Origin of the sequence: Thermopetrobacter sp. TC1, from assembly GCF_000746275.1 — a bacterium.
In the GTDB taxonomy this organism is placed as follows: domain Bacteria; phylum Pseudomonadota; class Alphaproteobacteria; order Rhizobiales; family Aestuariivirgaceae; genus Thermopetrobacter.
Genome location: NZ_KN050831.1, coordinates 8,792 through 23,727, shown reverse-complemented (window position 1 = coordinate 23,727; position 14,936 = coordinate 8,792). Strand labels below are relative to the sequence as shown.

Genomic DNA, 14,936 nt, shown 5'->3' with positions numbered 1-14,936 from the left:
CGCTTCCTGAATTTTCTTGAACAGGCATGGGCTTTCGCCGGGGTGACGAGAAAGATGGAAACGGTGAGTCGTGTAGTGTGGCTGATGATGCGCCATGGAACCTGCGCAAGCTGCACGCACAAGCTGCATTTGCGGCAAAAATGCGATCCAACAACCTTTCCTTAACCCTGGCCGTGCAGGATAGGGGCATGTCAGTCAGTCATGTTCCGGGGTTGAGTACAATGTCCAGAACGATCAATCCGTTTCGTCATGGGGTTGCGCGTCTTGCGCTGACGGTTGCGGCGGCTTCCGTGCTTGCCGCCTGCTCCTCCGATGTGGAGCGTTTCTCCGATTATCCGCCCATCGATACCGGTTCGGTTTCCAAGGAGGCGACAACGACGCGTCCTACGCCGGTGGCGCCGGTGGAGCGCGTGGCCTCGCGTTCGCTGGATGCGCCGGCAAGCAGCCCGACGCCTTCCTGGGCGCGGCCCACGTATAACGGCGGTAGCCGGGATTATGCGCCGGTGCGCCGCGCCGGCCGGACGCCTGCGCCGGCCGCGTCCGGCACCATCGTGGTGCAGCCGGGGCAGACGCTGTATTCCATCGCGCGGGCCAACGGCGTTTCGGTGACGCGTCTGGCCGCCGCCAATGGCATTGCCTATCCCTATACGCTGAAGGTGGGTCAGCGGCTGCGCATTCCGGGCGTGGCCAATCCCGTCTCGCCGGCGCCGAGCTTCACGCCGGCCGCGCAGGTGGCCCGGGCCGAGCCGACCCGCCGCGCACAGCCGAAATATGTCTTCCGCGAAGGGCCCAAGCCGGCGATGGAGCGCTCCGGTGCGGCGATGAAGCCCACACCTGCGCGGGCCGAGGGCAGCGCGCGCAACTTCGGCCGGGCGCGGACGCACAAGGTGGCGCCGGGGGAGACCCTGTTTGCGCTCGGGCGCAAGTATGGCGTCAATCCCTATCGCATCGCCTCCTACAACGGCCTGCCGCGCAATGTGCAGCTGAGGGTGGGGCAGGTTGTGCGCATTCCGCCCACCGATGGCTGGTCCGACGGCAAGACCACGCAGGTGAGCTATCGTCAGCCTGCGCGCGAGATGAAGCAGGCGCAGCCTGTGCAGCGCATCGAGCCGCCGCGCGCAAGGGCGCGCAAGGATGAATCGCGCATCAGCAGCGGCGAGCAGGCAAAGAGCGATCCGCTGCCGCCGGCCCGCAGTGAGCGCACGCAGCAGCAGGCGACAAGCACGGCCATGTTCCGCTGGCCGGTGCGCGGCCGCATCATCTCCACCTTCGGCAGCAAGCCGAACGGCACGCGCAATGAGGGCATCAACATCGCCGTACCCGAAGGAACGGACGTGCATGCCGCAGCCGACGGCATCGTCGCCTACGCCGGCAACGAGCTGAAGGGCTATGGCAACCTCATTCTCATCCGCCACAAGGGCGGCTGGGTGACGGCTTACGCCCACAACAAGACGCTGCTGGTCAAGCGCGGGCAGAAGGTGCGGCGCGGCGAGGTGATCGCCAAGGCCGGTCGCACCGGCTCGGTGAGCACGCCGCAGCTGCACTTCGAGATCCGGAAAGGGGCAACGGCGGTCAATCCGCTGAAATATCTGAACACGGCGACCGCCATGCGATGATCAGGTTTTCCCGGCCTCAAGCCGGGTCATGAGGTGCGTGTGTCCGCCAAAGGCGGCGGACAACGGCGGCAAAGGGGCGGCATCCGGTCATAAAGGCCGGGCCGCCTCTTTCGTTAGTCAGATGCCATCAACTCAGTTGCCATTGACATTCTTTTCACACGTGAAGCACCTTTTTCCCTCCCCCTGGCAGGGGGAGGGTCAGGGAGGGGGTCGGGCAATTTAACGCTGCGTTTGTGGTCCGACCCCCTCCCGGCGCTTCGCGCCGACCTCCCCCTATCAGGGGGAGGTTAGGATCATGCGCTCTTTCTGCCTGCCGCCCGCTACATTGGGACCAATTGAGCTTCTGACAACAGGTGTTTGTTTAATTCATTGAAAAACCATGGGAAAACGTCATACTCGGGCAATGACAGATGCATCAGCGCTGGCGCTGGCGCTGGCGCCGGCGGCGTCTGTGTTCCTTCTCAGGAATCTGTGCGCGGCTGGATCCGGGTTCGGGCAGGCGGATGTGCCGGCGCAGGTTGGGGTAGGGATCGCTGGCGTGCGGAAAGGCCATGGCCGCCACGAAATGCTCCTGAAAACGGGGCTCCACCGCCGTTTCGATCTTCTCGATGCGTTTCACCAGCGCCTCGACCGTATCGCGGGCCTCACGTGAGCAAAGCGCCATGCGCGCGCCGGTGCCGGCGGCATTGCCGGCGGCGGTGACATTCTCCAGCGGACAATCCGGAATCATGCCGAGAATGAGGGCATAGAGCGGATCGATGTGCGCACCGAAGGCGCCGGCCAGGCGGATACGGTCCACCGTCTCAATCCCATAGGCCTCCATCAGCAGCTTGCAGCCGGCATGCAGCGCCGCCTTGGCCAGCTGCACTGCCCGCACATCTTCCTGGGTTATCGCAATTTCCCGCATGCCGTCCCCGGCGGGGCGCAGGACATAGGAAAGATCGCGCCCGCGTTTCTTCACGAAGGGCGTGCGTTCTGCCAGTGCGGCATTGAAGCGGCCGCTTTCGTCAATGATGCCGGCCAGATACATCTCCGCAATCGCCTCGATGATGCCGGAGCCGCATATGCCGGTGACACCGGTGGTCTTCACCGCTTCCTCAAAGCCCGGTTCATCCGACCAGGGCTCAGCACCGATCACCTTGTAACGCGCCCTGAACGTTTCCGGATCGATGCGCACCCGCTCGATGGCCCCGGGCGCGGCGCGCTGGCCGCAGGAGATCTGCGCGCCTTCCAGGGCCGGGCCGGTGGGCGAGGAGCAGGCCAGCAGGCGTTCGCGATTGCCGAGCACGATTTCGGCATTGGTGCCGACATCGACGATGAGGGAGATATCCTCCCGCTCATGCGGTGCCTCGGCGAGGATGACGGCGGCGGCATCCGCGCCCACATGACCGGCAATGCACGGCAGGATGTAGGCGCGCGCGGCCGGGGCAAAGGCAAGGTCAAGCTCCCGCGCCGGCAGCTCCAGCGCTTCTGCCACCGCAAGCGGAAAGGGCGCCTGCCCGAGTTCGCGCGGATCAATGCCGAGAAAAAGGTGATGCATCACCGGATTGCCGACAAAGGCGGAATCAAGGATTTGCTCCGGGCGTACCCTGGCCCTTTCGCAGACCGTCCGTGCCAGATCGTTGATGGCGGCGCGCACTGCCGTGGTCATCTCCTGCGCGCCGTTTTCGTTCATCATCGCCCAGGAGACGCGGCTCATCAGGTCCTCGCCGAAGCGGATCTGCGGGTTCATGCAGCCGGCGGAGGCCAGAACGGATCCGTCATGAAGATCAACCAGATGGGCGGCGATGGTGGTGGAGCCGATATCCACCGCCAGACCATAGAGCCGTTCATCAAAGCCGGGGCGCACATCAATCAGCCGGGGTGCATCCCTTTCATGGCGCTGATGCAGAACGGCGGTGACCTGCCAGGAGCCGGCGCGTAAGCCCCGCTGCAGGCCGGTGAGAACAGGCAGGTCGGCCGAAAGTGTATCCTCACCCGTTTCCTCCTCCACGGCCAAGGCAAGGCGGGCGAAATCGGAGGATGGTTCGTGCAGATCGGGCGGTGCAACCTCCACGGCCACGGCGCGGATGAGCGGATCGACGGCGATGGGGAGCGACTCGTCCATCTTGCGCACAAGCTGACGATGCAGGCGCGATTCCACCGGCACGTCGATGACGACATCGCCCGTAACCCTGGCCTGACAGGAGAGGCGCCGCCCCGGCGCAAGCCCGCGGATGCGCGCATATTTCTGCTCCGCTTCCGTGGGCGGGCTTAGGTGATCGGGGCTGGAGGTGATGCCCTCCTTGGCGAAGGTGCCTTCCATGACCGAGACCTGACAGCGCCCGCAAATGCCGCGGCCGCCGCAGGCGGAATCGATATCCGCCCCCAGCCGGCGCGCCGTGCCCAGCAGGGTCTCGCCGGCGCGGGCCTCACCGCGCACGCCGTCAGGCAGAAAAACCACCTTCGGCCGCCTGGTGTTCTCGCTGTCGTTGCCGGAGCCGGTCATGGAATTCTCCAGGTTTCTGGCGCAAGCCGCCACCCGTTGGTCTCAGAAGTGGCACTGACCAGAATACATCGTGCCGCGATGCAGGATACCACGATTACTTCCACAGCCCGGGCGTTATGGCTCACCCCCGACGACGGCGGCGACGGCGGCGGCCTTCGCGCTCGCTGCCCTCGCCGGCGGGGGCAGGGCGATAGCGCGCGGTCCAGGCGCGGCAGTCGGGATCATGGCCATTGAGGAGATTGGCGGCAAAGACGGCGGCCATGTCCTCCTCATGCAGCGGGTTCATGATGGCGCTGGTTAAGCCATGGGAAGCGGCCATGGCGATGAAATGCGCGGTCAGCACGCGGCGGTTGGGCATGCCAAAGCCGATGTTGGAGGCGCCGCAGGTGGTGTTCACACCCAGCTCCTCTTTCAGGCGCCGCACGAGGCGGAAAACCTGCACGCCGGCGGAATTCATCGCCCCGATGGGCATCACCAGCGGATCGACGACAATATCATGAGCCGGAATGCCATGATCCGCCGCACGCTCCACAATCTTCTTGGCCACGGCGAATCGCACGTCCGGATCCTCGGAAATGCCGGATTCGTCGTTGCAGATAGCCACGACCGGCACATCGTATTTCTTCACCAGCGGCAGGATGCTCTCCAGCTTCTCTTCCTCGCCGGTGACCGAATTGACCAGCGGCCGCCCCCTGGCCACCTCCAGCGCCGCTTCCAGCGCCCGGGTGACCGAGGAATCGATGCACAGCGGCAGATCGGAGACCTCCTGCACCGCCTCCACGGCCGCGCGTAAGAGCGGCGGCTCGGTCTCGTTGGGATCAACGGCGGTGATGCCGGCATTGACATCGAGAATATGGGCGCCGGCCTGTGTCTGGGCGATGGCGTCGGCCTTCACCGTGTCGAAGATGCCGTTTTCCAGCTCTTCGGCCAGCTTCTTGCGGTTGGTGGGGTTGATGCGCTCGCCGATGATGGTGAAGGGCTGATCAAAGCCGATCACGTGCTCCTTCGTGGCAGAGGCGACGATGGTCCGGGTCATGGTCTTTTAAGGATCTCCCTTGATTGTCCTGTGATGGATGGCAGCGTAGTACAAGCACTATGTGACGGATAGCGGCATTCCTGCGTGGCGGAAGATTCATGGGCCTTCAGCGGCCTTTGGCGCGGATTCCTGTTGCTGTTGCGCCAGACACAGGGCGCGACAGACGATCTCCGCGGTGTCGGCGCGGTTCATGGTGTAGAAGTGAAAGCGGGTGAAACCCCTGGCAGCCAGGTCCAGCACCTGCTCCACGGCGAAAGCATCGGCCAGACCGCGATGGATGGGATCTTTAGCGGCTTCCTTCAGGCCGGCGAAGCGGCGTTCGAGCCATTCGGGCACGGATGTGCGGCAGCGGCGGGCGAAGTTTCGCACCTTGAAGAAATCATGCATGAGCATGATGCCGGGAATGACGGGCTTTTTTATGCGGGCGGCGTCCACCGCCTTGATGAAGTCATAAAATCTGTCGTTGTCGAAAAAGAACTGGGTGAGGGCATCGTTGGCACCGGCATCGAGCTTGCTCTTGAGGTAGATAAGGTCCTCCAAGGGCGAGGGCGCCTCGGGATGAACCTCCGGATAGGCGGCCACGGAAATTTTCAGATGCGGCCAGCGCGCGCGCAGGGCGGCAACCAGCTCGCGCGCATTGGCGAAGCCTTCCGGATGCGGCACGAATCGGGTCTGACCTTTCGGCGGATCGCCCCGCAGGGCAACAATGCGCCGTACGCCCATCTCCACATAGCGAGCGGCCACGGCGAGCGTTTCCTCCCGTGAGGCCTCGGCACAGGTGAGATGCCCGGCAACGGGAATGTCGGCCGCCTGCATCAGGGTGGCGATGGTCTCCAGCGTTGCCTCGCGCGAACTGCCGCCGGCGCCGTAGGTGACGGAGATGAACTTAGGCTTATAGGGCGCAAGACGCCGCGCCAGGTCCGCCAGCGCCGCATGCGCCTGGGGGGTGCGCGCCGGAAAGACCTCGAAGGATATGGAAAAGGCGCCCTTGCGGGCGGCCCGGCATGCCGTTTCGGCCTGTCTGGTCATGATCGTGTCCGTCCTCGTCGCGGGCGATCACCGCGAAGCATATAAGGAAATCTTTATATCCTCTGCATTCCTTTAGAGAGAAGGTGTCCTGACTTGTCAAGAGGCTGGCCTGCCGAACCGGCAAAATGGTTGCACGAGGAGGACAAACCCCTATACTTTTCCCTAGGGCAAACCGCCCATTTATGCGGGGGCGGCAACAGGGGAGGGCAGGATCATGACCCTTCAGGCCGCAAGCCGGGCTTTTTCGGCGGGCAATGCACATGAATGCCGAGACATCAATTTTGGAACGAGCCCGCTTAAGTCACAACGGGGAACGGGGCAGGGCCTAGTCGATCAGCTTCGGTCAATCCGCGCTCTTGCCAAGACTTTCGTGTTCATTCTGGCGGCCGTCCTCGTTGCCTTTTTCGTTTCCGCAGAGGCAGAAGCGGCGCGCAGCTGTCGCAGTGCCGGGATCGTGCAAAAGGCGTCACGCAGCTTCATCGCCGCGGCTCGCTCCGGCAGTGAGGCCGCCTTTGAGCGGGCGCTGAGGCGGCATCTGGCAATCTCCCGCATTGCCCTTTTTGCACTGGGGCGGCAGGCGCGGCGGCTGTCGGCGAAAGACAGGCGGCGTTACATCAATCTCGCCGCGCGTTATATCGCCCGGCAGATGGCGGCCCGTTCCGGCGCTTTTCGCAATGCGCGGGTGGAGATTCTCCGCTGTCGCGGTAATCTGGTGGAAGGAAAGGTGCTGCCGCGCGGTGAGATCATGCGCTGGCGCGTGAAGGGAAGCCGCATTGTTGATGTCAACATGAGCGGGGTGTGGCTGGCCATGGCCCTGCGCGATCATTTCCGCACGCTGATCCGGCGCAAGGGCGGCGACGTTCATGCCTTCCTTGCCTCGCTTAAGTAAAAATTTCCTGAACAGAGACAAGAGAATTTGAGGAAGATGATTATCTAGCATTAAATGCACGCAGTAATTATCTTTTTCGATAACAACATCCAATAGTTTTCCTTGGCCGGAATTCGCTCGTCTCAAAAGAGTTATCCATTTCTTTCCTGCACGCCTGCATTTTATCTGACAACCTCCACGTGAAAATAATCCGGTTGTGACACTCTCATGCCCACGCGAAAGGGTAATCATCCTTCCGCCTGTGCCGGAAGGAACGTGGGGGAGTGTCAAACATGATCAAGAACTGGCAGGAGACACGCGCAAAACTGCGCAGAAAGGTTGCGGAAGAAAAGGCTACTGCGGGCATCATCTTCGCGCTGGCGGCCGCGCCGGCATTTGCCCTTGTCGGCGGTGTGATGGATTACATGAATGTCCTGGAGGAACGCAATCACCTGCAGGCGGCTCTGGATGCCGGTACGCTGGCCGCACTCAACCTTGATGATTTCCAAAAGACATCCGTGAAGAAGGCCATCAAGAACTATCTGCAGTCCAATTATAAAGATACACAGGGCGTGCGCCTCGATCTTTCCCAGCTGAGCGTGACCGTGGAGAACATAAAAGACGACAGCGGCATGAAAATAAAAAAGGTCACGGCTTCGATATCGGCAGATGCAGACATGCCGTTTTTGAAGCTCGTCGGGATGGGAAGCTATGCCTTTACCGTCACCTCTCAGGCGAAAGTGGGCAGTGGTGGCCTTGAGGTGGTTCTGGTGCTGGACAATACCGGCTCCATGAGCTGGGACAGCGCGGCCGGCGGCAGCAAGATGGATGAATTGAAGAAGGCATCGAAGAACCTGCTCGACAAGTTGGAAAAGGTCGCCAGGCGCCCCCGGGCAAAGACTGTCAAGGTCGGCATTGTGCCTTTCTCCACCCATGTGATGGTGGGCAAGAATTCATGGAACCGGACGTGGCTCGATCACAACGGGCTTGCAAAAAGTGAATGGGATGGTGCGCTCGGCGTGAGAAATCCTGACCAGGATCTCGATATCACCGACGGAAAATACAAGAAACATCCCATTCCGGCGGTGATGAGCGGTGTCTATCAGAGAGAGAACGGCAAGTGGGTGTATAAACACAAGGGCAAGGACAGAATGCCAGCTGTCATGCTTGGCCTTCAAAATATAAAGACGAAAAAGCAAAGCCTGGTGAACAAAATCAATGCCATGGAGCCCACTGGCTGGACATATATTCCGGGAGGGCTTGTCTGGGGATGGAGAATTCTGTCGAAGACAAAGCCCTATACGAAGGGGGTGAAGTACAGCACCGCCAACAAGCGCGGCATCAAGAAGATCATCGTCCTCATGACGGACGGTGCCAACACCTGTGATTATCACAAGAACGGGTATCTCAAGTGTGGCAGCGGAAGTGGCACGAAAGCTGATCAGCGGTTGAAGAAACTGTGCAAGAATATCAAGAACAAAGGCATCGGCATCATCACCGTGGCCTTTGCCGTCGAAGACAGTGATACGGAAGACATGCTGCGGGAATGCAGCAACATGGGGTTCTATACGCCGGAGACAGGAGAACTCGCCCAGACCTTCGATGATATTGCCACTAAACTGGTCTCTCTTCACCTTTCGAAATGATTTTGGGAGGGCTGTGACGTTTTGGAGTGAAGTGAAAAAAATATCAAAAGGCGGCGGAATATCATTTTCCGTCGCCTTTTTAGTTTTGTTGGTTAAAATTTTCATAAAATAACAAATAAATTTTAGTGCGCGCATTCATTTAAGCAAAGTGAATTTATGATAGAAGTCCCCAACATCATGTATCACAAATTGTGCAATCGGGGAGAGTGAGTGTCATGGCATTCGGGAAGTTCCGCAAGTTCGTGCGCAATCAGGGGGGCAATGTCGGCATCATTTTCGCGCTGGCGGCTGTTCCCGCCTTTGCCCTGATGGGGGGTATCGTCGACTACGCCAACATCCAGAATGAGAAGAACCGGATTCAGGCGGCTCTGGACGCCGGCACGCTGGCGGCCATGCAGCTTAAGGATCTCGACGAGACCGCTGCCAAGAACAAGGTAAAGGAGTATCTGGCAAGCAATTACCACCCATCGTCTGGCGTGACCGTCAATTTCAATGACATCGATGTCGATATTTCCACTACGGCGGACGGCGTGCGCCAGGTCACGGCCAGTTTGAACATAGAGATCCGTACGACGTTCTGGGGTCTTGTTGGCGTACCGAATGCCAACATGAAGATCGTGTCGCAGACCCGGGCCGGTTCGAAATCTCTTGAAGTGGTACTCGTGCTCGACAACACCGGCTCCATGGATGACGAAATTCCCGGGGATGGCAAGAAGAAGATCGAAGCCTTGAGAGAATCCGCCAAAGCGCTTGTGGATACGCTGAAATCGGTATCCGGCAATTCTTATGCCAACTCGGTGAAAGTCGGCCTCGTTCCGTTCACCAACTATGTGCGGGTGGATACCTCCTATTGGGGCAGCTCCTGGCTTTCCGGCTGCAAAACTCCGCGCAATGGCGGGCCTGGCACATGTTCCGAATGGCGCATCAAGCAAAGTGATTGGGAAGGCTATATTGGTGTGCGTGAAGTCGAAACCGGCTACGATGTTCTCGATGACGGATATGATGCCTATCCAGTGCCGGCGATAAAGAACGAATACACGGTTAACGATCCGGATAGTGGCGCTTATGTCCAGAGCACGGAAGTGTCCACCATACAGCCGCTTGTTTCTCTGGAGAACGATTCGGCGGTGGATGATCTGAAATCCAAAATCGATGCCATGGGCGCCGATGGATGGACATACATTCCCGCCGGACTGGTGTGGGGCTGGCGGCTGCTGTCTCCCAAAGAACCTTTCACCCAGGGGGCAGAGCCGGATGGGAAGGTGAGGAAGGTGGTCGTTCTGATGACGGACGGTGCCAATACCTGTGTTCGCGACAAGAACCTGTACATGAAATGTTATGATGTGGACACAAGCAAGACGGATGCCCGCCTCAGCACGTTGTGCGAAAACGTGAAGAAGGATGGCGTGAATATCATTTCCATCGCTTTTGCCGTTGACGATGAGGATACACGCGATCTGCTGAACAATTGTCAGAACATGGGCTATTACGAGCCCAACAACGCCAGCGAACTTGCCGATGTTTTCAACAAGATTGCCGGACAGCTGGCACAGTTGCACATCTCGCGCTGAGTTGCAGGCATAAGAGGAATTGATGGGGGGCCTCGCGCCCCCCTTTTTTATGGCTGTGATCTTGAGCAGAAAGTCTTTCTCCCTGAAAAGATACACGCATAGCCTATAAAATCCTCGTTAACCACACTTTTTCAGGGAAATTTAGTCCAAAGAGAGCAGTGTTCCCCGGTGATCTATCTTTGGTTGTGAGTGCGTGCGGGGGTGATCATGTTTGATGCATTCAGGCGTTTTCGGAAAAACCAGCGGGGCAATGTGGGCATCATTTTCGCGCTGGCGGCGGTGCCCGCCTTTGCCCTCATGGGCGGAATCGTCGATTACGCCAATATCCAGGATGAGCGTCACAAGCTGCAGGCGGCCCTGGATGCGGGCGTTCTGGCCGCGCTCAAGGAAGGGATCAGGGACGAGCAAAGGGCCAGGGATCGTGTCTGGCAATATTTGCAGACGAATTACAAGGCCTCGCCAAGGGTTCAATATGACAGGGCCGGGCTTGCCATCACGATCGGAACGCCTCGCGATCCCAATGCGTCCGTGATGACAGCCGACATGTCGGTGGAGATCCGCACCAGTTTTCTGGGGCTTTTGGGTATTGGCAGCATGTCCATGCAAATTTCCTCCCAGGCGGTGAAGGGCAACAAGACCGTGGAGGTCGTCCTTGTTCTGGACGCTTCCTATTCCATGACGTGTAATGCCTCGGGCTTCGATCCCAGCGTGGATGAGGAAACCTATACAAAACGCGTGCAGGCGCGCGAGGCGGTTGCCGATTTCATCGACAGGCTCAAGAGCAAGCTCGATGAGACGCCGGGTGTGCGCATGAAACTGGGGGTGGTGCCCTATAGCACCTATGTGCGGCTGCCGCATGTGCGGGGAGGGGCCGTTCCGGATTGGGTGCGGCTCAGCGGAGTGACATCTTCGACCTGGAAGGGCTATCTGGGCCCGCGCAATCCGGCGGATGAGCTTGATGCAATCGACGGGGATTATGACACCTATCCCGTCCCAGGTGTGGCCCCGAAATACAAGGAAGATGCCACGACCGTTTATGAAATCGGGGATCCGCTGCCCAGCATCAAGCCGCTCAAGGATCTGTCCATCCAGGCGAATGTGGATGAGCTGCGCAATCATGTGCAGGGCATGATCTCGGAAGGTCCCGCCTATATTCCCTCTGGCATAGCCTGGGGCTGGCGGGTGCTTTCCAGCCGTGCGCCATTTGACGAAGGTGAATCCGACAATGTGCGCAAGGTGATGATCGTTCTCGCGGGCGGGAGCAATCTTTGCGAATACGATCATGACGGGCTGATGAAATACTATGGTGCGGCCGATACCGCCAATGCGGATGCGCGCATGGAGGCGGTGTGCAATGCCGCCAAGCAGCACGGGATCGAGATCATCGGCATCAGCTTCTATCCCAAGGGTTATGAAAACCTGCCCACCATCCTCGGCAATTGCCAGAATGCCGGCTTTCATACGGCCGGAAACAAGGCGCAGCTCAAAAACGTTCTCGATCAGATCGCCGAGGAGATTGTCAGACCAGGGGGCAGGCAGCTCTATCTCAGTCACTGAGGATGTTACAACAAGGCACCGGGCAAGGCCTGAGTTGAATGCTTCCTGAAAAAAGAAAATGCCGGAACGGGATTTCATCCCGTTCCGGAACGGTCGCCTTTCACGATCGGGTTTTCAGGAACTTGGCCGGAAAAACATTCCGGCTCATGCCTGATCATCTTCCATTTCCGCCAGGGCCTGGCGGATGCGTTCGGCATGGGCCTTGAGCAGCTCCTGATCGGCCATCTGACCGGTATGGGGTTTCAGCGGCTCGCCGGCGCGGCGCGGCAGCACATGGAAATGGGTGTGGAACACTTCCTGGCCGGCGGCGGGTTCGTTGAACTGCTGGATGAGCACGCCCTCGGCATCAAAGGCGCGGCGCACGGCGCGGGCGATCTTCTTAACGGTGCGCATCACCGCACAGAGGTCCTCCTCATCAATGTCGAGAAGATTGCGCGAGGGATTCTTGGGAATGACGAGGGTGTGCCCGTCGGTGCGCGGCATGATGTCCATGAAGGCGAGGGTCTTGTCATCCTCATAGACCTTGTGTGCCGGAAGCTCACCGCGCAGGATCTTGGCAAAGACGTTGTCCGGATCGTAGTTGGCCATGGTCCTTTTCCCCGTTGTGCTTGCATCCTGCCTCATGGGGCGCAAGGGTAGAGGCGCACTCAAGCGATGACAAGTGGCGCCCTGAAAGAGAATTCATTCGCGCACGGCGAAAACGGCTTCCACTTCCACGCAGGCGTTCAGCGGCAGGGAGCTTGCGCCAACCGCGGCGCGGGCATGGCGGCCGGCCTCGCCGAAAATGTCCACCATCAGGTCGGAGGCGCCGTTGATGACCGCCGGATGATCGCGGAAATCGGGTGTGGCGTTGACAAAGCCCGTGACTTTCAGCACGCGGGCGATGTTGTCGATCCCGTTGGCGGCCGCGGCGGCCTGGGCGATGCAATTGAGAGCGCAGAGGCGGGCGGCGGCCTGGGCAGTGGCGATGTCCACATCCACGCCCACCTTGCCGGGGCTTTGCAGCGTGCCGTTTTCATCAAAGGGCAGCTGGCCGGCGGTGAACACGAGATGGCCATGGCGCACCCAGCCCACGTAGTTGGCCACCGGTGCGGCCGCGGGCGGCAGGCGCAGGCCGAGCTCGGCTAGTCTTTCAGAAGCTAGAGTCATGATTTTTCTCCCTGCTCAGGCGTTGGCCTTGAGCGCACTTTGGCGCCGCACCATGCCGAAAATCAAGAGCAGGGCCGTGTCTGGCCTGTATGGCGTTTGCCTATCCTGGCAGGACCGCATGCATTGACAGGAGCCTCTTCTTGCATCGATGTCTGTATGCGCTGAAAAGGCAGATGAAGACCGCTTTGTCAGAGAGGGCAGGGGGCTGCTTGAGACGGACTGCAGGCGAAAGGGCGATGGCATGACCGATCAGAATGATGCGCAGGTTGCCTCCTTTGCCGGGGCGACGACCTTCATGCGCCGGTCCTTGGTTGCGGATCCTCAGGGCTGGCGGCAGGAGAAGCCCGATATGATCGTCTTTGGCGTGCCCTTTGATATCGGCACAACAAACCGCCCCGGTGCGCGCTTCGGCCCGCGGGCGATCCGTGCCGAATCCCTGCAACTGGCCTGGGGCCCGATCTGGCCCTGGGGATTCGATCCCTTCGACCGGCTGAAGGTGGTGGACGGCGGCGATGTCGTTTTCGATTGGGGACGGCCGCAGGAGATGCCCGAGCGGGTGAAAGACAGCGTGTGCGCCATGCTGCGCTGCGGGGCGGTGCCCGTCATGCTGGGGGGTGATCACTTCTGCACCCTGCCGGTCTTGCGCGCCATGGCTGAGCATGTGGGCGAACCGCTGGCGCTCATTCATTTCGATGCCCACCGTGATGTGGAGGCCGGAACGGAGGAGGGGCGCATCGATCACGGCATCGTCTTTTCCGAAGCCCTGGCCGAGGGGCTGATTGTGGAAGAGGCCAGTGTGCAGATCGGCATTCGCACCCAGTATCCCGACGAAGGCGGGCAGGGCATGACCGTGCTCGATGCCGACTGGGTGCATGATCAAGGAGCGGATGCGGTCGTTGCGGAAATCCGCCGGATCATCGGCACAAGGCCGGCGTATCTGAGCTTTGATATCGATTGCCTCGATCCCGCCTTCGCGCCCGGCACCGGCACGCCCGTGCCAGGGGGGTTGAGCACACAGCAGGCGCGGCGCATCCTCCGCGGCCTTGCCGGTCTGGACATTCGCGGGTTTGACGTCATGGAGGTCTCGCCGCCCTATGACCCGGCCGGAATCACGGCGCTGGCCGCGGCATTGCTGGCCGTGGATTTCTGCTGCCTGCATGTCACTCGCCATTTCAAAGGCTGAAAAAGCTCCTTCCCGTTTTTCGAGCGCAATCATAAAGAGTCATATTATTGACAGACCCTCTCTAGTTGCTCTATCTTTGCGTGCAGGAAGTTGTCTTTGCGTTCCAACAGCCTTGTATTCCGGAACGTTTTCAAAGGGAGGGGGCAATGGGCAACGCTGCGAGCGACAATAGTCCGAGCAAGGAATTGGCGGAGGATCTAGTTGCTGGTGTTTCTGGTATTACTAATTTTATGAACCAATTAGTAGCGGCTGCGGACTCCGCGCATAGAAATGTTACGGATGCATTACGAAACGGCTTTAGTAATGGGTGGTGGACTGGACTCAAGGGTGCAGTCAAAGAGTTTGGTTATGCTGTAAAAAGTGCTCCTGGATTAATTTTAAGTGGAGCTACGACATTAATTGAACATGCGCCTGATATTGTATACGGATTTCAAGAAAGTCTCAAGGAAGGGGTGCGAGAGGTCATTATTGCGGGATCATCATTTGGAGGGTCTGTATTATTGGGGGCCGGCGGTTATACGCTTGGGTCCTTTGCGGGGCCAGGAGGTGGTTTTGTTCTTGGTGGGGTAGGTGCGCACTATGGTGGAAAGTGGGGTGAACAATTGGGCTCAATGATTGCCGATGCCCTGTTGCCTGAAGATCCCATAGGCGGCCTTTATGACCTGTTGGATCCAAAGGAATACGATATCATCGATCATTCGCCGGATGAGAACGATTCTCGGTATGGTGTAGGCGGTATACCCTCCGTTCCTGGTTTTGGTGGCGATGCCGATGCGGATGACGGCTATGGCGA

At 59.7% G+C, this 14,936-nt stretch carries 11 protein-coding genes and 1 pseudogene; 7 read left to right on the top strand and 5 right to left on the bottom strand.

Annotated elements, in window-relative coordinates; all coding sequences use genetic code 11:
* Positions 1–221: 221 nt before the first annotated feature.
* On the top strand, positions 222–1,616 hold the full coding sequence (locus EK16_RS11660; RefSeq protein ID WP_051929263.1) for a peptidoglycan DD-metalloendopeptidase family protein: 1,395 nt from the start codon (positions 222–224) through the stop codon (positions 1,614–1,616).
* 415 nt (positions 1,617–2,031) lie between these two features.
* On the opposite strand, the gene EK16_RS10480 is transcribed toward EK16_RS11660, so the two are convergent.
* The 3 genes from EK16_RS10480 to EK16_RS10470 all read right to left on the bottom strand — a co-directional run bounded on the left by EK16_RS10480 (position 2,032) and on the right by EK16_RS10470 (position 6,169).
* Positions 2,032–4,104 (bottom strand): ASKHA domain-containing protein, encoded by a 2,073-nt coding sequence (locus EK16_RS10480; protein ID WP_038036943.1) that lies wholly within the window; start codon positions 4,102–4,104, stop codon positions 2,032–2,034.
* 121 nt (positions 4,105–4,225) lie between these two features.
* Positions 4,226–5,140 (bottom strand): methyltetrahydrofolate cobalamin methyltransferase, encoded by a 915-nt coding sequence (locus tag EK16_RS10475; RefSeq protein WP_038036942.1) that lies wholly within the window; start codon positions 5,138–5,140, stop codon positions 4,226–4,228.
* A 96-nt stretch (positions 5,141–5,236) separates the two neighbouring features.
* Positions 5,237–6,169 (bottom strand): methylenetetrahydrofolate reductase, encoded by a 933-nt coding sequence (locus EK16_RS10470; protein WP_051929262.1) that lies wholly within the window; start codon positions 6,167–6,169, stop codon positions 5,237–5,239.
* A gap of 370 nt (positions 6,170–6,539) precedes the next feature.
* Here EK16_RS10470 and EK16_RS10465 point away from each other — a divergent pair, with 370 nt between their 5' ends.
* The 4 genes from EK16_RS10465 to EK16_RS10450 all read left to right on the top strand — a co-directional run bounded on the left by EK16_RS10465 (position 6,540) and on the right by EK16_RS10450 (position 11,811).
* On the top strand, positions 6,540–7,058 hold the full coding sequence (locus tag EK16_RS10465) for a Tgt2/MlaC family protein (protein ID WP_038036941.1): 519 nt from the start codon (positions 6,540–6,542) through the stop codon (positions 7,056–7,058).
* A gap of 272 nt (positions 7,059–7,330) precedes the next feature.
* A complete protein-coding gene (locus EK16_RS10460) occupies positions 7,331–8,683 on the top strand; it encodes a VWA domain-containing protein (RefSeq protein WP_038036940.1) in 1,353 nt (450 codons plus the stop codon).
* A gap of 215 nt (positions 8,684–8,898) precedes the next feature.
* Entirely contained in the window at positions 8,899–10,254 is a 1,356-nt protein-coding gene (locus tag EK16_RS10455) for a pilus assembly protein TadG-related protein (protein ID WP_038036939.1), read from the top strand.
* 207 nt (positions 10,255–10,461) lie between these two features.
* Positions 10,462–11,811: a TadE/TadG family type IV pilus assembly protein gene (locus EK16_RS10450; RefSeq protein ID WP_038036938.1), complete on the top strand. Its 1,350-nt coding sequence runs from the start codon at positions 10,462–10,464 to the stop codon at positions 11,809–11,811.
* A gap of 144 nt (positions 11,812–11,955) precedes the next feature.
* Here EK16_RS10450 and EK16_RS10445 read toward each other — a convergent pair whose 3' ends face one another.
* Together EK16_RS10445 and EK16_RS10440 are read right to left on the bottom strand one after the other, a co-directional pair.
* Positions 11,956–12,399 (bottom strand): HIT family protein, encoded by a 444-nt coding sequence (locus tag EK16_RS10445; RefSeq protein ID WP_038036936.1) that lies wholly within the window; start codon positions 12,397–12,399, stop codon positions 11,956–11,958.
* Positions 12,400–12,492: 93 nt separating this feature from the next.
* Complete coding sequence (locus EK16_RS10440) at positions 12,493–12,960, bottom strand: RidA family protein (RefSeq protein ID WP_038036935.1); 468 nt, start codon at positions 12,958–12,960, stop codon at positions 12,493–12,495.
* A gap of 241 nt (positions 12,961–13,201) precedes the next feature.
* Here EK16_RS10440 and speB point away from each other — a divergent pair, with 241 nt between their 5' ends.
* Together speB and EK16_RS12445 are read left to right on the top strand one after the other, a co-directional pair.
* Complete coding sequence (gene speB / locus EK16_RS10435; protein ID WP_197059679.1) at positions 13,202–14,143, top strand: agmatinase; 942 nt, start codon at positions 13,202–13,204, stop codon at positions 14,141–14,143.
* 146 nt (positions 14,144–14,289) lie between these two features.
* Positions 14,290–14,936 (top strand): annotated as a pseudogene (locus tag EK16_RS12445) (hypothetical protein); the annotation flags it as partial.